The sequence below is a fragment of the Polaromonas sp. genome (assembly GCF_043778355.1).
Classification (GTDB): Bacteria; Pseudomonadota; Gammaproteobacteria; order Burkholderiales; family Burkholderiaceae_C; genus Polaromonas.
The window spans coordinates 1-18,050 of sequence record NZ_JAYWHI010000037.1 but is presented as its reverse complement, the minus strand read 5'-3'; the positions used below and the strand labels follow the sequence as shown (position 1 = coordinate 18,050).

Below are 18,050 nucleotides of genomic sequence, written 5' to 3'. Positions count from 1 at the left end.
ATCAGCCCTTTTTGACTTCCTTGACTTCGGCGTCCACCACATTGTCGTCGGCAGCCGGCTTGGCGGCCGCGGCGTCCTGGGCACCGGCTTCGCCGCCAGCCTGGGTGGCCTGCGCGGCCTGCATGTCAGCGTACATTTTTTCACCGAGCTTCTGGCTGGCATCCATCAGCGCGGCGTTCTTCGCGTCGATGGCATCCTTGCTGTCGCCCTGCAGCGCTTCTTCCATGTCCTTGATGGCGGCCTCGATCTTTTCCTTCTCGCCGGCATCGAGTTTGTCGCCGTATTCGACCAGCGATTTCTTGACGCTGTGAACCATCGCCTCGGCGTTGTTCTTGGCGGTCACGAACTCGACCTTTTTCTTGTCGTCCGCGGCATTGAGCTCGGCGTCTTTCACCATCTGCTGGATTTCGGTCTCGGACAGGCCCGAGTTCGCCTTGATGGTGATCTTGTTTTCCTTGCCGGTGCCCTTGTCCTTGGCGCCCACGTGCAGAATGCCGTTGGCGTCGATGTCAAAAGACACTTCAATTTGCGGCGTGCCGCGTGCGGCCGGTGGAATGCCTTCCAGGTTGAACTCGCCGAGCGCCTTGTTGCCCGAGGCGATTTCACGCTCGCCCTGGAACACCTTGATCGTCACGGCCGGCTGGTTGTCCTCGGCGGTCGAGAAGGTCTGCGCAAACTTGGTCGGGATGGTCGTGTTCTTCTTGATCATCTTGGTCATTACGCCGCCCATGGTTTCGATACCGAGGGACAGCGGGGTCACGTCAAGCAGCAACACGTCGGTGCGGTCGCCCGACAAGACCTGGCCCTGGATCGCGGCGCCGACGGCCACGGCCTCATCGGGGTTCACGTCCTTGCGCGGGTCCTTGCCGAAAAATTCCTTGACCTTGTCCTGCACCTTGGGCATGCGGGTCTGGCCGCCGACCAGAATCACGTCATGGATGTCGGAGCTGCCTACGCCGGAGTCCTTGACCGCCACGCGGCTCGGGGCGATGGTGCGCTCCACCAGCTCTTCGACGAGTTGCTCCAGCTTGGAGCGGGTCATCTTGATGTTCAGGTGTTTCGGGCCGGAAGCGTCGGCGGTGATGTAGGGCAGGTTGATGTCGGTCTGCGCGCTGCTCGACAGCTCGATCTTGGCTTTTTCAGCGGCTTCCTTCAGGCGCTGCAGGGCCAGCACGTCGTTCTTGAGGTTGACGCCGGATTCTTTCTTGAACTCGTCAATGATGAAGTCGATGATGCGCTGGTCGAAGTCTTCGCCGCCCAGGAAGGTGTCGCCGTTGGTGGACAACACTTCAAACTGCTTTTCGCCGTCCACATCGGCAATCTCGATGATGGAGATGTCGAAGGTGCCGCCGCCCAGGTCATACACCGCAATCTTGCGGTCGCCTTTTTCCTGCTTGTCCATGCCGAAAGCCAGCGCTGCAGCGGTGGGTTCATTGATGATGCGCTTGACGTCCAGGCCGGCAATGCGGCCGGCGTCTTTGGTCGCCTGGCGTTGCGCGTCGTTGAAGTAGGCCGGCACCGTGATCACGGCTTCGGTGACTGGCTCGCCGAGGTAGTCTTCGGCGGTTTTTTTCATCTTGCGCAGGATGTCGGCGCTGACCTGCTGGGGCGACATTTTTTTGCCGTGCACCTCAACCCAGGCGTCGCCGTTGTCGGCGGCCACAATCTTGTAGGGCATCAGGTCGATGTCCTTCTGGACTTCTTTTTCGGTGAACTTGCGGCCGATCAGGCGTTTGACCGCGTACAGCGTGTTCTTCGGGTTGGTCACGGCCTGGCGCTTGGCCGAGGCGCCAACCAGCACTTCACCGTTTTCGAGGTAAGCCACGACCGAGGGCGTGGTGCGTGCACCTTCCGAGTTTTCGATGACGCGGGGCACATTGCCTTCCATCACTGCGACGCAGCTGTTGGTGGTGCCCAGATCGATGCCGATGATTCTTCCCATGATGAACTCCTAGATTTTCTTGGTGGACTGTTTGAATACGGGGTGGCTGAGGATTTCAGCCGCTGGTCCGCAGACCATGTTGATGACTTGTGGATAACTTTCGGCGTTTCAAGTGCGCCATTGCAAATCTGCTGATTTATTTGGGGGCGGCGACTGTGACCAGCGCCGGCCGCAACACGCGGTCGGCAATCAGGTAGCCTTGTTGCAGCACGCCGACCACGGTGTTGGCCTCCTGCGTGGATTCGGGCGGCAGCGGCACCATGCTGATGGCCTGGTGCTGGTGCGGATCGAACCGGGCGCCCGTGCTGGGGTTGATCTCGACCACCTTGTTACGCTCCAGCGCGCTCTTGAGCTGCTTGAGCGTGGCTTCGGTGCCTTCGCGGATCTGGGCGGCGGTGGCCTCGGTCTGCAGCAGGCCGGCTTCCAGGCTGTCGGTGACTGGCAGCAGGCTTTCGGCAAAACTTTCGACGGCAAATTTGCGGGCCTTGGCGACCTCATCGTCGGCGCGACGGCGGGCGTTTTCGACCTCGGCCTTGGCACGCAGGTAGCTGTCGGCCAGTTCGGTGTTTTTGGCTTGCAGAACAGCGACTTCTGCCTGGGCGGCGCTCAGTGCGTCGGCCTCGTTGGCTGCCTGGGCAGCTTCCAGCTCTTCCGGGCTGGCCTCGCCGCTGAGGTCTTGATTTTGTTCAGGTTGGGTGTTGTCGGACATGGGTCGGGAGCAGTTCTTTTGAAGGACAAGGAAGTTAGCTGGGGGCGGCAAATCCCTTTTCAAGACAAGGGATTGCGCCCTGGCACAGAATGCCGCGCGCTTCCGGGGCGCCGCATGGCGTGGTCCTTGGATGCTATGAAATAAGGAGCTATCTGCGCAGGCTGCGAAAGGGCTGGAGCAGGATTTTATCCGCAAATAATCGCTTGGGGAGCCAAGGCGATGCCGCAAAACAAAAGACAGGCGCGAGGCCTGTCTGTGCGGGGTGCAAGCGGGGGATGTCTATTTTTTCTTGACCATGCCGGCGGCTTTGACCTGGCTCACAGCCCATTTGCCGGCAAAAGCCTGCATGTCATTGAGGCGCTTGAGCAGGTCGGTGCCCATGGGCGTGACGGTGTAGCCGTCGCTGCCGTGGCCCATCAGGCCGGCGGCACGCAGCTCCTTGATGCGGGTGTTCAATGTGTTGGGCGTGATGCTGCCAATGCTGTCCTGGAGCAGCCGGAAAGTCTGCGGGTGACCGTCCCTGAGTGCCCACAACACGCGCAAGGCGTAACGCGCTTCCAGCAATTCAAAAAGTTGGCCGACGGCAGCATTTTCTTTGGCACTCATGGGGGACATCTCCTGGTCACGTTTTTGTCACAGTTAATCGGTAAGCACGCGCTTGAAGCGGAATATAGCGGATATTTTGGGCTGCTACTAGTTTTATAGCTGCCTGCGCCCGCAGGATGTAGCCTGCCAGCCAAAAAGGCTTGAAAAGTCAGGCTGAATGGGGTAAGCACTGGCATCCCTGACGTGGCGGATGTCCTGCCGCACAGGCTGTTGTCTATGGCTTACCGATACACTTTTTGCAGCAGGCGCATCAGGGTTTTGCGTTCTGCGGCCGTCAGGCGCCGGGTGGCGTCCAGCTCCAGCTCCTGCGCTGTGCGTTCCGCGTCATGCATCAGGTTCTGGCCGATGGGCGTCAGGTGCAGGCCGACAGCCCGGCCGTCGCGCGGATGCGGTTTGCGAACGATCAGCGCGCGCTGCTCCAGCGCATTGATCATGGCCACCAGGTTGGGTGGCTGGATGCTCAGCGCAGCGCAGAGCTGGCGCGAGGTGATGCCGGGGTTGTGCGTGATCAGTGACATCACTGAAAAATCAACCTGCCGCATGCCATAAACCGCCATGCGTTTCACAAACAGCTCGATCACCGCGATGGCGGCGCGGCTGGCGTTATACCCAACCAGTCCTTCCAGGTAAGACGTGTCGACAGCTTCGACGGCGGGGGCTGTTGCTTTGCGTGGTGGGCTGGGTCGGTCGCGGGCGGTCACAGGCAGATTTGTACTGAGAGGGAGCGGTAACTGTATCTCAGTGCGTTCCGGGCCGCGCGGCCATTGCGCAAGAAAGACTGCCACGGCGGTGAGCCCCTCAGGCTCTACCGCTGGAGCTCAGGACATGCCGGTAAAGCCGATGTGTTTGACCAGCGGCCCCCAGCGGAAGTAGGCCTCGCGTTGGCTTCTGTCCATTTCACGCACGGTGGAGCCGGCCGGCACCAGGCCGAAGGTGGCCAGGCCGTTGACAACTTGGGAATTTTTCAGCGCAGCGTTGATGGCTTCGTTGGCGCTGTCGATCACGGTGCCGGGCGTTTTGGCTGGCGCATAAAAACCGAACCACTCTTCGGTTGTCAGATCGGCGAACCCCTGCTCGGCAAAGGTCGGCACCTCCGGGGAGAACGGGGAGCGCGTCGGGCCGGAGGTCGCGATCATCCGAATTTTTCCGGCTTTGTGATTGGCCAGGAAGTCACCGCTGGGCGTGAACATGGATGCCAGCTGACCGCCGATCAGATCGGCCACGCCCGGTATCGAGCCCCGGTAGGGCACATGGGTCAGCGCCACGCCGGTGTAGCTGCTGAGCAGCGCGCCCAGAAAATGCGGCAGTGAACCAGCCGCTGGCGAGCCGTAGCTGGCCTGGTTCGGGTTGGCTTTGCACCATGCCACATAGTCCTTGACCGTTCGGACCGATGACGGGACGAGGGGGCCCACCGCCAGGCCGTGGTGCATCACTGCCGCAATGGAGACCGGCATCAGGTCCTTGAACGGGTCGTAACTGAGTTTGGTGTAAATATGCGGGTAGACCGAGGTGCAGGAGAACGGTGTGAGCAACAGGGTGCGTCCGTCCGGTGCGGAATTTTTGACCGTTTCGCAGGCAATACGCCCGCCCGCGCCCGGTTTGTTTTCCACCACGGCGGCGTTGGGGGTGTAGCGGCTACCACGCAATTGCTCGCCGATGCGCCGGCTGGTGGCGTCGGCAGTTCCCCCGGCCGGAAAGCCGTTGACGATCCTGACCTGATCGAGCGCTTGAGCGCGCGCGCTCAAGGGTGAGAGCGCGCCAAACGCGGCAAAGGCGCTGGCGGACTGAACGAAGTGGCGTCGGGTGCTCATGTCTTGTCTCCGGTTGTGTGGTGATGCTTTGGGTCAGCGCGGTGCCATGCGCAGCGCGCCGTCAAGGCGGATCACTTCGCCGTTGAGGTGGGTGTTGGTGACGATGTGGCAGGCGAGCTGGGCAAACTCTTCGGGTTTGCCCAGGCGCGATGGAAATGGAATCGAAGCGGCCAGTGATTGCTGAACCGGCTCGGGCAACTGTTTCATGAGCGGCGTGGCGAACAAGCCAGGTGCCACGGTGCAGACGCGGATACCGTGCTGGGCCAGGTCGCGTGCCATCGGCAGCGTCATGCCGACCAGCCCGCCCTTGGACGCGCTGTAGGCCTGCTGGCCGACCTGGCCGTCGAAGGCGGCGACCGAGGCGGTAAACATCATCACGCCGCGTTCACCATCTTCCATCGGTGCCAGCTTCGTGCATGCCGCGGCAAACAGGCGGCTGATGTTGTAACTTCCGATCAAATTCACGTTGATCACTCTGGCAAAGTCTTCGAGAGGCGCCGCATGGCCGTCCTTGCCGACGATTCGTTTAGCGGTACCGATGCCGGCGATGTTCATCAGTATTCGCGCCGGACCGTGGGCCGCCGCAGCCTTGTCGAGAGCCGCCACCACGCTGTCCGTGTGGGTGATGTCGCAGGGGCAGGCGAGGCCACCGATCTCTGCGGCAACCTTTTCGGCCAAGGCCATGTTGACGTCAAGCACGGCGACCTTCGCGCCTAGGCGAGCCAGTTCGCGCGCGACAGCCTCACCCAGGCCCGAGGCGCCGCCGGTCACGATGGCGGCATGTCCCTGAATATTCATGGTGGTACTTTCGGCAAGAGGGTGAAGGGCAGGGTGCCGTCGTGCAGGGCGCTGACCAGGGCTTCGCGGTGTTTGAGCACGGCGCGCTGGTTGATGGAGCCTTTGTCAGTGACTTCGCCCTTGTCGATGGATGGGGGCTCAGCCATCAGGTGCGCGCGCGCAATGCGGCTGGCGCTGCCGGTCGCACTTGTCGCCAGGTCGTTGAGCATTTGCTGGAAGCGCGCCTGAACCGGCGTACTTTCGAGCACGGCCTGGAGGCTGGCTTCGGGGCCGAGCCCGCTCAGTGCGCGACAGGCAGCCGTGGGGAAGATCAGCGCGCCAACTTCTTTCAGGTTGATGCCGGTGAGCACCGCGTCCTGCACATAGGGAGCGCCGGCGGCAATGATTTTTGCGCGCATGGGGCCAACGCTGACAAACGTGCCGGTGGCGAGTTTGAAGTCCTCGGCGATACGGCCGTCAAACTTCAGGCCTTTGTGGATGTCATTGCGGTCTATCCAGGCAACCGCATCGCCGGTGCAAAAAAAGCCCTCGTCGTCCAGGGACTCCTGGGTGGCTTCAGGCGCGCGCCAATAGCCCGGCGTGATGTTGGGGCCGCGGTAGCGTACTTCGATCTTGCCATCCACCGGCACCAGCTTGAGTTCCAGCCCCGGCGTGGGCACGCCGAGGTCGCCAGCCCTGACATCGGGGCTGGTCACGAAAATCCCGAAAGGACCGGACTCGGTCATGCCCAGACCGGTGCCCATCACGATGCGTTCGCCGACTTCCGCCTGCTGGGTCTGGTGCAGGCTGTCCCAGACCGGCTGGGCCAGCGCCGCACCCGCATAGAAAAACATCTTCACGCGTGACAGCAGGTTCTTGCGCAACTGCGCATCGGTTTTCATGGCGTTGGCAATCGCCTCGAAACCGGTGGGCACATTGAAATAAACCGTGGGCGCAATCTCGCGCAGGTTGCGCAGCGTTTCGGCCATCAAGGCCGGCGTCGGCTTGCCGTCGTCGATGTACAGCGTGCCGCCGTTGTAAATCGTCATGCCGACGTTGTGGTTGCCGCCGAAGGTGTGGTTCCAGGGCAACCAGTCAACCAGCACCAGCGGGTCTTCGGCCAGCACCGGCATCGACTGGCGCATCTGCTGCTGGTTGGCGCACCACATGCGTTGCGTGTTGATGACCGCCTTGGGCAGTTTGGTGGAGCCGGAGGTGAACAGGAATTTGACAATCGTGTCGGGCCCGGTGGCCCGCATCGCGGCATCGACGGCCTCCGTCGCGGGGGTTGAAAGCAGTTGGTCAAATCGGGTGCTTGCCCTCTGAAGAAGGGCGTTATCAGCTATTGAATGGATAGCGACTTCGACATCGGCGCCGACGGTGGCCGCAATCGCCTTGCCATAGCGGCCGGCATCGCTCGCAAACACCAGACCGGGCGTCAGCGTGGCCAGCACGTGGCGCAGCTTGTCATGGTCCTGGCTCACCGTGGAATAGGCCGGCGACACCGGGCAATACGGCACGCCGGCGTAAATGCAGCCCAGCGCCAGCAGGGCGTGTTCCAGGTCGTTTTCGCTGAGGATCGCGACCGGGCGCTCGGCATTCAGGCCGCGGTCCAGCAGGGCCTGCCCGATGTTGCGCGCACTGGCAAACGCCTGCGCGTAGCTGATGTGGTGCCAGTCGCCCGAGCTGCCGTCCGCATTTTTTCTGCGCCTGGCCATGAAGCTGCGGTCCGGCGCGACCTGCGCCCAATGAACCAGGCGGTCGGTGATGCGGTGCGCGTAGTCGCCCAGCGGCTGGTCCGCCGACAGGTACTGTGTGCCCTGCTGGCCTTCGCGCAGGTCTACGCGCGTGACACCAAACACCAATGGCCGGTAGGTGGGCGCTGGGGAAAGGGTGCTGGCTTGGCTCATGGTTGTGTTTGTGTACTGCGCTGTCAGCTTTTGGCGACTTTGTTGGCCTTGCCCGCCAGGAAGGCCTGCACCCGCTCTTTGGCTTCAGGCGCGCTTTGGGCAATCGCGGCCATCAGGGATTCGGTGAAAAAGCCCTGATCGGCGGGCTGTTCTGCAATCCGGGGCAGCGCGTGCATCAGCGCGTAATTCGTCAGGGGGGCGTTTTGTGCGACGCGTGACGCCAGCTCCAGTGCTTTGGCGAAAGCCTGGCCTTCAGGCACCAGGTACTGCGCAAACCCCACGTGTTCGCCGTCCTGCGCGTTGTAGACACGGCCGGTCAGCATCATGTCGGTCATACGTGCCACGCCAATCAGCTTGGGGATACGGACGGAGCCGCCGCCGCCGACAAAAATGCCGCGCGAACCTTCGGGCAGCGCGTAAAAGGTCGATGCGTCAGCCACACGGATGTGGCAGGCACTGGCCAGCTCCAGTCCGCCGCCGACCACGGCGCCATGCAGCGCCGCAATCACGGGCACCGGACCGTGCTGGACACATTCCAGCGCCGCGTGCCACATGCGCGAGTGGTGCATGCCCTGGCCCGCATCGCGTTCCTGCAACTCGCCCAGATCCAGTCCGGCGCAGAAGTGATCGCCTTCGCCATGCACCACGGCGGCACGCACGCTGGAAGGCAGATTTTCAAACATGTTGCGCAGGCTCAGAATGAGGCTGTCATTGAGCGCATTGCGTTTGGCGGGACGGCTCAGGCGGATGACGGCAATCTCTTGCTGGGCGCCAGAAAATTCGAGCTGGATGTCTTTGGAGGGGGGGTGAAGTGTCATGGTCAGATTTGCAAAGTGAGTGAATTATTGTTATAAATGATAACCAATTCAACCGGTTTTGGGACAGATTTATCGGTGTTAACCCGCATGCTTGAAAAACACACAAGCGCGTCAGGAGACCTTTATGGACTACAAAAATCTCATTGCCATCGACATCCACACCCATGCAGAGGTCAGTTGCTGGAACCCGTTTGACAACTACGGCGAGGAGTACGACCGCGCTGCGGACAAGTACTTCAAAAACAGCCGCCGGCCGACGATTGAGGAAACCATCGCCTACTACCGCGAGCGCAAGATCGGGCTGGTCATGTTCACCGTGGACAGCGAATCCAAGCTGGGTCGGCGCCGCATCCCGAACGAGGAGATCGCCGAGGCGGCGCAGAAAAACAGCGACATGATGATGTGTTTCGCCAGCATCGACCCGCACAAGGGCAAGATGGGCGCGCGTGAAGCCGAGCGGCTGATCAAGGAGCACGGCGTCAAGGGTTTCAAGTTCCACCCAACGGTGCAGGGCTTCCACCCTTACGACAGGATGGCCTGGCCGATTTACGAAGTCATCAATGCCCACAAGCTGCCGGCGATTTTTCACACCGGGCACAGCGGCATCGGCAGCGGCATGCGTTGCGGCGGCGGCTTGCGGCTGGAGTTCTCCAACCCGATGCATCTGGACGACGTGGCGATTGACTTCCCCGACATGCAGATCGTCATGGCCCACCCCAGTTTCCCCTGGCAGGACGAGGCACTCAGCGTGGCCACCCACAAGCCCAATGTCTGGATCGACCTGTCAGGCTGGAGCCCCAAGTACTTTCCGAAACAGCTGGTGCAGTACGCCAACACCCTGCTCAAGGACCGCGTGTTGTTCGGCAGCGACTACCCCTTGATCACACCCGAGCGCTGGATGAAGGATTTTGAAGACGCCGGCTTCAAGCCCGAGGTGATGCCTGCCATCCTCAAGGGCAATGCGATGCGCCTGCTCGGGCTCGCTGCATGAAGGACATGGCTTTTCGCTGCCTGGCCGACATAGCGGCGCTGGAGCGTATCCCTTATGACCAGGCCATTCCCGCACGCACAACCTATGGACTGATCGAAAACGCCGCGCGCCGCTTTGGCGAGCGCGATGCCTTTCGGTTTTTGCCCAGTGGCGACCTGCATGCCCAGCTGGAGCGCGTGACTTACCTCGAACTGCTGTCGCAGATTCACCGTGCAGCGAATCTGTTTCGCACACTCGGTGTCGGGCCGAATGACGCAGTTGCGATCCTGGCGCCCAACATTCCGGAAACACACTTCGCGCTGTGGGGCGCGCAGGTGGCGGGCAAGGTTTGCCCGATCAACTACCTGCTGCAGCCCGATCACATCGCCGCGCTTCTCAAGGCATCGGGCGCCAAAATCATCGTGGCGCTCGGCCCCAACCCCGAACTCAATCTCTGGCCAACGGTGGAAAAAGTCCTGGCCTTGCATCCGCTGCCGGTACTGCAGATCCGGGTCGGCGATCATGTCGCGGCGGGCGTGCCAGATTTTCAGGAGCTGCTCGGGCAGCAAAGCGACGCGCTGGCTTTTCCGCCGCAGCTCACGCCTGATCGCATCGCCGCCTGCTTCCACACCGGTGGCACCACCGGCGCCCCCAAGCTGGCCCAGCACACGCACGGCAACGAGGCGCACACCGGATGGTTCTCGCACCTTTTTTACGGCTTTGACGAACAGACGGTGGAGATCAACGGTTTTCCGCTGTTTCACGTCGCCGGCGCTTTTGTTTACGGCCTGTCGCTGCTGGCCATTGGCGCGACCCAGGTGCTGCCCACGCTCAGCGGCATGCGCAACCCCGACTTTCAGAAAAACTACTGGAAGTTTTGCGCGCGTGAGCAGGTCACCGCGCTGGCCTGTGTGCCGACGATCCTCGCGACGCTGGTGAATCTGCCGGTTGATGCAGATATTTCTTCCGTGCGGGTGGCCTACACCGGTGGCTCACCGCTGCCCACGGAACTGGCGCAGCAGTTTGAAAACAAATGCGGCATCCCGGTGCGCAACATCCTCGGCATGACCGAGTGCGCCGGTCTCGTTTCCATCGAGCCGGCAGCCGCGCCACGTGTGCCGGGTTCCACTGGGCTGCGCCTGCCTTACACCGACGTACGCGCTGTGCCCTGGCGCGATGGCGCGGCGCAACTGCATGAAAACTGCGCGGCGGGGCAGACCGGTGTCATCGTGCTGCGTGGCCCGCATGTGAGTCCGGGTTACACCGACACCGCGCGCAACGCGGGCATGTTCGAAGGCGACTGGCTGGTTTCCGGCGACCTCGGGCATCTCGATGCGCAAGGCTGTATCCACATCACAGGCCGCGCCAAGGACGTGATCATTCGCGGCTCACACAACATTGACCCTGGCCTGGTGGAAGACGCCTTCCTGGCCCACCCTGCAGTGGCGCTGTGCGCGGTGGTCGGCGAGCCCGATGCCTACGCCGGCGAGTTGCCGGTGGCCTTTGTCACGCTCAAACCGGGCATGCGTTGCGACCCTGCCACCTTGCTGGCCGAGGTCACGCCGCAGGTCTACGAGCGGCCCGCCACACCCAAACGCGTGACCATTGTTGACGCCATGCCGCTGACCGCTATCGGCAAGATCTACAAACCGGCGTTGCGCCTGCTGGCTATGGAGGCCAAACTTGCGGAGATGCTGGTGGACGTGCCCGGTGCACGCGTGCGCGGCGAAGAGCGCAAGGGCGGCCTGGTGGCGGTGGTCACGCTCGCTTCTGCGCCCGACCACGCGCTTGAAAGCCGGTTGCGCGAGCGGCTGGCGGCCATGGCCATCGTGATGGAGTTCGTGTTCACCGCCGCCTGAACGCTGACCTTACCAGCCGCCGCTGGCCAGCCACTGCTCCAGCAGCTCAAAGGTTTCCACGCCCCAGAAAGGCTCGTCGTCCACCACCACGGTGGGGGAGCCGAAGATGCCGGCTTTCAGCGAAGCGTCGACCGCACTGCGCAGCCATACCGAGGCCTCGGGGCTGTTGATGCCTTCCTGCAGGCGCTGCCGGTCCAGTCCGGGGGGCAAGGTGATGGATGCCACGGCCTCGGCGCTGGAGAGGTCACGGCCTTCAGCCCAGTAGGCATGGTAGATCGCATGGGCCAGCGGCGCCGCAAGTTCAGGCTCTTGCTGCTTGACCCAGTAAAAAGCCCGACCTGCCGCACGCGGATCCATCATGGGGTCGTCGAGCTTGCGTTGCATCTGCACACCATGCCGCCGCATGTAGCGCAGCGCATCGCGCCGGATGTAGTCGCCCTTGAGCGGGGTATCGAGCAGGGACTTGAGTCCCATGACCTTGAGCACCGAGACACCCAGCAGCATGGCGTGCCACTCGACGCGGCGTCCATGCCGCGCAGCCATCTCCTCGATACGCAGCGAGGCGAAATAGCCGAAGGGCGAGATGAAGTCAAAGTAGAAGTGCAGGGGCGCGGGCGATGTGCTCATGGGCCCTAGGGTAGCTCAGGACGCAATGGAAACGGCCGCGCCGCGCTGCGACGATTCCATGATGGCCGCGATCAGCCGCTGCGCCTGCAAGGCAGACCGTCCCGTGACGGCCGGCTCTGAATCACTGCGAATGGCGGCCAAAAAATCCTGCAGCACCGCGCGGTGAAAGGCGTGGTCAAAAGCCATGGGGTTGGCGCCCGAACCTGTCGCCTGCTTGAGCCCGGCCTGGATTTTCCGGCCGTCAATCAGTTCAGCGTGCAGTTCGCCAGCTTCCAGGGTGGCGCTGCCCAGCGTGAAGTTCAACGCAATACGTTCCGGAAAACCGGGCCAGGCCGCGGTTGTTGCATCGATATGGCCGATGGCTCCGTTCGGGTAACGCAGCACGGCCGCCACCGTGTCTTCACATTCCATGCGGTGCGTGGCGCTGGTGCCGGCCATGGCCATCACCCGGTCGGGCATGCCGGTCAGGCTCAGCAGCAGGTCGATGGTGTGGATGGCCTGCGTCATCAGCACGCCGCCACCGTCACGCGCCATGGTGCCGCGGCCCGGCTCGTCGTAGTAACTTTGCGGTCGCCACCAGCGGATGCTGGCCGACGCGCTGAGCAGTTGCCCGAGGCTGCCGTCCCTGATCAGCCGGGCCAGCGCCAGTGAGGCATCGCGCATGCGGTGCTGCAGCATCACGGCCAGTTTCACGCCGCTTTGCTCGCAGATGTCCACCATCTGCTGCGCCTTGGCAAGGCTCACATCGAGCGGCTTTTCCACCAGCACGTGTTTGCCGGCCCGCGCCAGCCGCTCGACGATGTCCGCGTGCGTGTTGGGCGGGGTCAGCACCAGTACCGCGCGGATGGTCGTGTCTTCAAGGATGTCTTCCAGGCGGATGCTGGTGCGGATGCCTGCCGGCAAATTCAGGGTCGCCAGCTTGCTGGCCTTGCGTGCCACCACGCAGGCCAGTTCCAGCTCGCTGTCCAGATCCTTCAGGCTTTGCAAATGCGGCGCGCAGGCCTGCCCGGCACCGACGACGGCAAGCCGCATTTTGGGGGTGTCTGGATGACTCAAAGCTTGGTACCGGCGGGCAGGGCGGCCATGCCCAGGGCGAGAGGCCGGGCAAGAGCGATGGCAGCATGAATCAATGAACGGCGTTTCATCGTGTTTCCAGGTTTGTTTGGAAAGGCAAAGCGGGGCGTGGCCGGCGAGGTGAGGCAGTGGCAGGGAGTGCGCCAATATGATCAGTCATCGTACAACGAGGACGCCATAACCCCCGGTCGGGCCACAAGGGACCATTCCAACCTTCAGACGCCCGGTGAGGCGTCCAGCGTCTGGCCTCTACGCAGTCGCTCACGGCTGTTGGACAGATGGGTGCGCATGGCTGCCCTGGCCGCTTCCGGGTCCTGACTGCGGATGGCGTTGTAGATATTTTCATGCTCGCCGTTGACGCGCTGCAGGTAGAGCAGGCGGCCTTCCGGCGCACTTTGCGGCGTGTTGACCCGCGTACGCGGAATGATCATGGTACCCAGGTAGGTCATCAGGTCTTCAAAATGCCGGTTGCCGGTGGCCCGCGCCACTTCCATATGAAACTGGAAGTCAGGTGGTACCGCATCAGAGTCCGCGTGGATGGAGTCCTGAAAGGCCCGCAGCGCGGTGGCCATGGCTTCCAGGTTTTCGGTACTTCGCCTCTGGGCGGCCAGACCGGCGGCTTCTGTTTCGAGGCTGATGCGCAGTTCCAGCACCGAGATCACGTCGTTGACGGTAGCGAAGTCGGCTGCAGCAATCTTGAAGTTGCCCGCGTCCCGGTTTTCGATCACAAAGGTGCCGATACCATGCCGTGTTTCGACCAGGCCCGACGCCTGTAGTTTGGAGATCGACTCCCGCACCACTGTCCGGCTGACGTCGAAACGCGCCATGATTTCGGCCTCGGTGGGCAGCTTGTCGCCGGGCTTGAGCTGTCCTTCGCGGATGCTGGCCGCCAGGCTTTCAACAATTTCAGTCACCAGCCCGCGCGGCCGGCGTACACGCGGCGCTTCGTCGGACAGGGTAGGCAGCAGGTTCGATTCCATCGGGTTCGTTCGGGGATAGGGGTTTGCCTTGAGGACCGCAAAAAGCCCTTGACAGTTAAAAGCGTCTCACTAGAATTCCGTGTCATCAGACAACATATGACTGATGTGTTGATCTGGTTTAAGTGACTGTAGCAAACCTGATGGAAAAGTCCAGCGTTTGCGCCACACGAGTTTGCACAAAGACAAAAATGACAATCAAGGTTCATGAAAAATTGCTGTTGACCGGCGCGGCCGGCGGCCTGGGGCAGGCCCTGCGCGAGCGCCTCAAGGCCAACTGCGACACCTTGCGCCTGTCGGACCGGGTTGATCTGGGCAAGGCGGGCGCCAACGAAGAAATCCTGCTTGCCGACCTGGCCGATGCCGCGGCGGTGGACGCGATGGTGCAGGGCGTAGACGCCATCGTTCACCTCGGCGGCGTGTCGGTGGAGGGCCCGTTCGGTCCCATCCTGCAGGCCAACATTCTGGGTCTGTACAACCTGTATGAAGCCGCGCGCAAACACGGTGTCAAACGTGTGGTGTTTGCCAGCTCCAACCACGTCACCGGCTTTTACCGCCAGAGCGAAACCATCGACGCTGATGCACCGGCGCGGCCGGACGGCATGTACGGCCTGAGCAAGGCTTTTGGCGAAGATCTGTCGCGTTTTTACTTTGACCGCTACGGCGTAGAGACCGCCTGCGTGCGTATTGGCTCGTCCTTTCCTGAGCCCAAAGACCGGCGCATGCTGGCCACCTGGCTCAGCTTCGACGATCTGCACCGTCTGATCACCGCCTGCCTGACGACGCCGGTTCTCGGCCACAGCATCGTGTTCGGCATGTCTGACAACGCGGTCACCTGGTGGGACAACCGTCGCGCCCGGCACATCGGCTATGTCGCGAAGGACAGCTCGGACATCTTTCGCGACGCCGTCTATGCGCGCACGGCCGCACCCGACCTCAGCGATCCCGCCGTGCAATTCCAGGGCGGCGGTTTCGTCAAGGCCGGCCCTTTTCCCGGTTGATCGGATGGGCATGTCCGCAACCGCTTTTCTTTTCGTTCTGTCAGTCGCTTTCTAAATTCAACCAGGAGACAAAACCATGACTTTTCGCCGCCACCTGATCGCCGCCGCTGCGCTGGCTTCCGTTGCATTTGCCTTGCCCATGGCCGCGCAGGCACAAATCGTGCTCAAGGCCTCTGACACGCACCCTGCGGGTTACCCCACGGTTGTCGCTGTCGAGAACATGGGCAAGAAGCTTGAAACCCAGACCAACGGCCGCATTAAGATGCAAATGTTTCCCGGAGCCGTACTCGGTCAGGAAAAGGAAACCGTCGAGCAAACCCAGATTGGCGCGCTGCAGATCAACCGCATCTCGCTGGGCGTGATCGGCCCCATCGTGCCGGACGTTGACGTGTTCAATATGCCCTTCGTCTTCCGCGACATCGCGCACATGCGCAAGGTCATCGATGGCCCGATCGGCGACGAGCTGCTGGGCAAGGTCACGGCCAGCCCGGCGCGCCTGGTTGCTCTCGGCTGGATGGACGGCGGCGCGCGCAGCCTGTACACCAAGAAGCTGGTCAAATCCCCGGCCGATCTCAAGGGCGTGAAAGTCCGCATGATGGGCAACCCGCTGTTTGTCGACACCATGAACGCCATGGGCGGCAATGGCATTTCCATGGCCTACGGTGAGGTGTTCAGCGCGCTGCAGACCGGCGTGATCGACGGCGCGGAAAACAACCCGCCCAGCATGTTCACTTCCAACCATTACACCGCTGGTGCCAAGTATTACGCGCAGACCAACCACCTGATCATTCCTGAACTGCTGGTGATGTCCAAGGTGGCATGGGACAAGCTCACGCCAGCCGACCAGGCTCTGGTCAAGAAGCTCGGCCGTGAAGCCCAGCTGGACCAGCGCGTCCTGTGGGACAAGAGCGTGGAAGACTATTCCGCCAAGCTGAAGGCCGCCGGTGTGGAATTTGTGCCGGTCGACCAGAAACTGTTTTTTGACGCAACAGCACCCGTGCGCGCCAAGTACGGCGTGAAATTTGCTGACCTGATGAAACGCATCGACGCGACCAAGTAAGCGTTTCACCTGGATTCACGGGCGCTGCCGCGGCAACGCCCGTGAGCCATCCTGTCTTATTGCGGACTCACCATGAAACACCACACCCTGCGCTTTAACGACTGGCTGTACCTTGCGTGCATCTGGATCTCGGGTCTGTCGATCTTTGTCATGACGCTGATCATTCCCTGGGGCATCTTCACGCGGTATGTGCTGGGCACCGGATCACAGTGGCCCGAACCTATTGCAATTTTGCTGATGGTGATCTTCACCTTCTTTGGCGCAGCGGCAGGCTACCGGGCGAATGCGCATATTTCTGTTGCCATGGTGACCGATCGTATGCCCGCGAAAGTGCGCAGCACGGTCGCCTGGCTGATGGACATCCTGATGGCCTTGGTGTCCATTTTCATGGCCTATTACGGCGCCAAGCTGTGCATCCAGACCTGGGGTCAGAACATTGGCGAAATCCCCTGGATGCCGGTCGGCGCCACTTACCTTCCGGTGCCGCTGGGCGGCGCCATCACACTCATCTTCGTGCTTGAACGCATGGCGCTGGGCCATCAGGGCGGCCGCGAAGTCGTTACCTACGACCACGAAAAAATTGAAGGAGGAGCCCTCTGATGGATGCGTTTGTTCTGCTGGGGTCCTTCCTCGTTCTCATGATTCTCGGCCTGCCGGTGGCTTACGCCCTGGGTCTTTCCGCGCTGATCGGCGCCTGGTGGATCGACATCCCGCTGGACGCGGTGATGATCGCCATTGCCAGCGGCGTCAACAAGTTCTCGCTGCTCGCCATTCCTTTCTTTGTGCTGGCTGGTGCCATCATGGCGGAGGGCGGCATGTCGCGGCGGCTGGTGGCTTTTGCCAGTGTGCTGGTGGGCTTTGTGCGCGGCGGCCTGTCGCTGGTCAACATCCTGGCTTCCACATTCTTCGGCGCCATTTCCGGCTCGTCGATGGCCGACACCGCCTCGATTGGTTCGGTGTTGATTCCCGAGATGGAGAAAAAAGGCTACCCACGCGACTTCGCCACGGCCGTCACGGTCAGCGGCTCGGTGCAGGCCATCCTGATTCCGCCCAGCCACAACGCGGTGATTTATTCGCTGGCCGCCGGCGGCGGCGTGTCGATTGCGGCACTGTTCCTCGCCGGTGTGTTGCCCGGCCTGCTGCTGGGGCTGACGCTGGCCGTCATGTGCCTGTTCATTGCGAAGAAGCGAAACTTTCCCAAAGGTGAAGTGATCCCCATGCGGCAGGCGCTGAAAATCTGCGTCGATGCGCTGTGGGGCCTGATGACCATGGTCATCATCCTGGGCGGCATTCTGTCGGGCATCTTCACCGCCACCGAGTCAGCCGCGATTGCCGTAATCTGGGCCTTCTTTGTGACCATGTGCATTTACCGCGACTACAAGTGGCGCGAGCTGCCCAAGCTGGTGCACCGCACGGTCAAGACTTTGTGCATCGTGATGATCCTCATTGGCTTTGCGGCGAGCTTCGGATACATCATGACGCTGATGCAGATTCCGCAGCAGATCACCGGCATGTTCACCAGTATTTCTTCTGACAAATATGTGGTGCTGCTGATGATCAACGTGCTGCTGTTGATCCTGGGCACGCTGATGGACATGGCGCCGCTGATCCTGATCATGACGCCCATCCTGCTGCCTGTGGTCACACAACTCGGTGTGGACCCGGTGCATTTCGGCATGATCATGATGGTCAACCTCGGCATGGGCCTGATCACGCCACCGGTCGGCGGGGTATTGTTTGTCGGTGCGGCGGTGGCCAAACTGCCCATCGAAAAAGTCGTGCGGGCGCTGTACCCTTTCTTCGGCGCACTGCTTTTTGTACTGTTCCTGGTGACCTATGTTCCGGCGCTGTCACTGTGGCTGCCCAATCTGTTGCTCAAATAAGTCATGCCCGTAACCCGGATCAAGGC

General features: G+C 61.9%; 17 protein-coding genes. 6 read left to right on the top strand and 11 right to left on the bottom strand.

The features are described from left to right. Nucleotide 1 precedes the first annotated feature (1 nt). The 8 genes from dnaK to ACH2CW_RS06965 all read right to left on the bottom strand — a co-directional run bounded on the left by dnaK (nucleotide 2) and on the right by ACH2CW_RS06965 (nucleotide 8,573). A complete protein-coding gene (gene dnaK / locus ACH2CW_RS07000) occupies nucleotides 2-1,942 on the bottom strand; it encodes a molecular chaperone DnaK (protein WP_395056489.1) in 1,941 nt (646 codons plus the stop codon). A 136-nt stretch (nucleotides 1,943-2,078) separates the two neighbouring features. After that, on the bottom strand, nucleotides 2,079-2,651 hold the full coding sequence (grpE, locus tag ACH2CW_RS06995) for a nucleotide exchange factor GrpE (RefSeq protein WP_395056487.1): 573 nt from the start codon (nucleotides 2,649-2,651) through the stop codon (nucleotides 2,079-2,081). Nucleotides 2,652-2,930: 279 nt separating this feature from the next. Then, nucleotides 2,931-3,257: a winged helix-turn-helix transcriptional regulator gene (locus tag ACH2CW_RS06990; RefSeq protein ID WP_395056485.1), complete on the bottom strand. Its 327-nt coding sequence runs from the start codon at nucleotides 3,255-3,257 to the stop codon at nucleotides 2,931-2,933. Nucleotides 3,258-3,478: 221 nt separating this feature from the next. Then, complete coding sequence (locus ACH2CW_RS06985) at nucleotides 3,479-3,964, bottom strand: MarR family winged helix-turn-helix transcriptional regulator (protein ID WP_395056511.1); 486 nt, start codon at nucleotides 3,962-3,964, stop codon at nucleotides 3,479-3,481. A gap of 111 nt (nucleotides 3,965-4,075) precedes the next feature. Then, a complete protein-coding gene (locus tag ACH2CW_RS06980) occupies nucleotides 4,076-5,068 on the bottom strand; it encodes a Bug family tripartite tricarboxylate transporter substrate binding protein (protein ID WP_395056483.1) in 993 nt (330 codons plus the stop codon). A gap of 33 nt (nucleotides 5,069-5,101) precedes the next feature. Next, on the bottom strand, nucleotides 5,102-5,866 hold the full coding sequence (locus ACH2CW_RS06975) for an SDR family NAD(P)-dependent oxidoreductase (RefSeq protein WP_395056481.1): 765 nt from the start codon (nucleotides 5,864-5,866) through the stop codon (nucleotides 5,102-5,104). Then, nucleotides 5,863-7,755, bottom strand: coding sequence for a feruloyl-CoA synthase (locus tag ACH2CW_RS06970; protein ID WP_395056479.1), 1,893 nt, complete (start codon nucleotides 7,753-7,755; stop codon nucleotides 5,863-5,865). The genes ACH2CW_RS06975 and ACH2CW_RS06970 overlap by 4 nt, the downstream gene beginning before the upstream one ends. Nucleotides 7,756-7,778: 23 nt before the next feature. Beyond that, nucleotides 7,779-8,573 carry a crotonase/enoyl-CoA hydratase family protein gene (locus ACH2CW_RS06965; RefSeq protein ID WP_395056477.1) on the bottom strand — a complete coding sequence of 265 codons (795 nt, stop codon included), beginning with the start codon at nucleotides 8,571-8,573 and terminating at the stop codon, nucleotides 7,779-7,781. A 124-nt stretch (nucleotides 8,574-8,697) separates the two neighbouring features. On the opposite strand from ACH2CW_RS06965, the gene ACH2CW_RS06960 reads away from it, so the two are divergent. Together ACH2CW_RS06960 and ACH2CW_RS06955 are read left to right on the top strand one after the other, a co-directional pair. Then, nucleotides 8,698-9,564, top strand: a complete 867-nt coding sequence (locus ACH2CW_RS06960; RefSeq protein WP_395056475.1) for an amidohydrolase family protein — start codon at nucleotides 8,698-8,700, stop codon at nucleotides 9,562-9,564. A 5-nt stretch (nucleotides 9,565-9,569) separates the two neighbouring features. After that, on the top strand, nucleotides 9,570-11,402 hold the full coding sequence (locus ACH2CW_RS06955; RefSeq protein WP_395056473.1) for an acyl-CoA synthetase: 1,833 nt from the start codon (nucleotides 9,570-9,572) through the stop codon (nucleotides 11,400-11,402). 9 nt (nucleotides 11,403-11,411) lie between these two features. On the opposite strand, the gene ACH2CW_RS06950 is transcribed toward ACH2CW_RS06955, so the two are convergent. The 3 genes from ACH2CW_RS06950 to ACH2CW_RS06940 all read right to left on the bottom strand — a co-directional run bounded on the left by ACH2CW_RS06950 (nucleotide 11,412) and on the right by ACH2CW_RS06940 (nucleotide 14,083). Further along, nucleotides 11,412-12,029 carry a 2-hydroxychromene-2-carboxylate isomerase gene (locus ACH2CW_RS06950; RefSeq protein ID WP_395056471.1) on the bottom strand — a complete coding sequence of 206 codons (618 nt, stop codon included), beginning with the start codon at nucleotides 12,027-12,029 and terminating at the stop codon, nucleotides 11,412-11,414. 15 nt (nucleotides 12,030-12,044) lie between these two features. After that, a complete protein-coding gene (locus tag ACH2CW_RS06945) occupies nucleotides 12,045-13,061 on the bottom strand; it encodes a Gfo/Idh/MocA family protein (RefSeq protein ID WP_395056469.1) in 1,017 nt (338 codons plus the stop codon). A 257-nt stretch (nucleotides 13,062-13,318) separates the two neighbouring features. Continuing rightward, on the bottom strand, nucleotides 13,319-14,083 hold the full coding sequence (locus ACH2CW_RS06940; RefSeq protein WP_395056467.1) for a FadR/GntR family transcriptional regulator: 765 nt from the start codon (nucleotides 14,081-14,083) through the stop codon (nucleotides 13,319-13,321). A 188-nt stretch (nucleotides 14,084-14,271) separates the two neighbouring features. Between ACH2CW_RS06940 and ACH2CW_RS06935 the strand changes: the two genes are divergently transcribed. The 4 genes from ACH2CW_RS06935 to ACH2CW_RS06920 all read left to right on the top strand — a co-directional run bounded on the left by ACH2CW_RS06935 (nucleotide 14,272) and on the right by ACH2CW_RS06920 (nucleotide 18,024). Further along, nucleotides 14,272-15,081 (top strand): NAD-dependent epimerase/dehydratase family protein, encoded by an 810-nt coding sequence (locus tag ACH2CW_RS06935; RefSeq protein ID WP_395056465.1) that lies wholly within the window; start codon nucleotides 14,272-14,274, stop codon nucleotides 15,079-15,081. Between the two features lie 76 nt (nucleotides 15,082-15,157). Continuing rightward, nucleotides 15,158-16,141, top strand: a complete 984-nt coding sequence (locus ACH2CW_RS06930; protein WP_395056463.1) for a TRAP transporter substrate-binding protein — start codon at nucleotides 15,158-15,160, stop codon at nucleotides 16,139-16,141. 72 nt (nucleotides 16,142-16,213) lie between these two features. Next, nucleotides 16,214-16,741 (top strand): TRAP transporter small permease, encoded by a 528-nt coding sequence (locus ACH2CW_RS06925; RefSeq protein WP_395056461.1) that lies wholly within the window; start codon nucleotides 16,214-16,216, stop codon nucleotides 16,739-16,741. Next, nucleotides 16,741-18,024 carry a TRAP transporter large permease gene (locus ACH2CW_RS06920; protein ID WP_395056459.1) on the top strand — a complete coding sequence of 428 codons (1,284 nt, stop codon included), beginning with the start codon at nucleotides 16,741-16,743 and terminating at the stop codon, nucleotides 18,022-18,024. The genes ACH2CW_RS06925 and ACH2CW_RS06920 overlap by 1 nt, the downstream gene beginning before the upstream one ends. The last annotated feature ends 26 nt before the right edge of the window (nucleotides 18,025-18,050 follow it).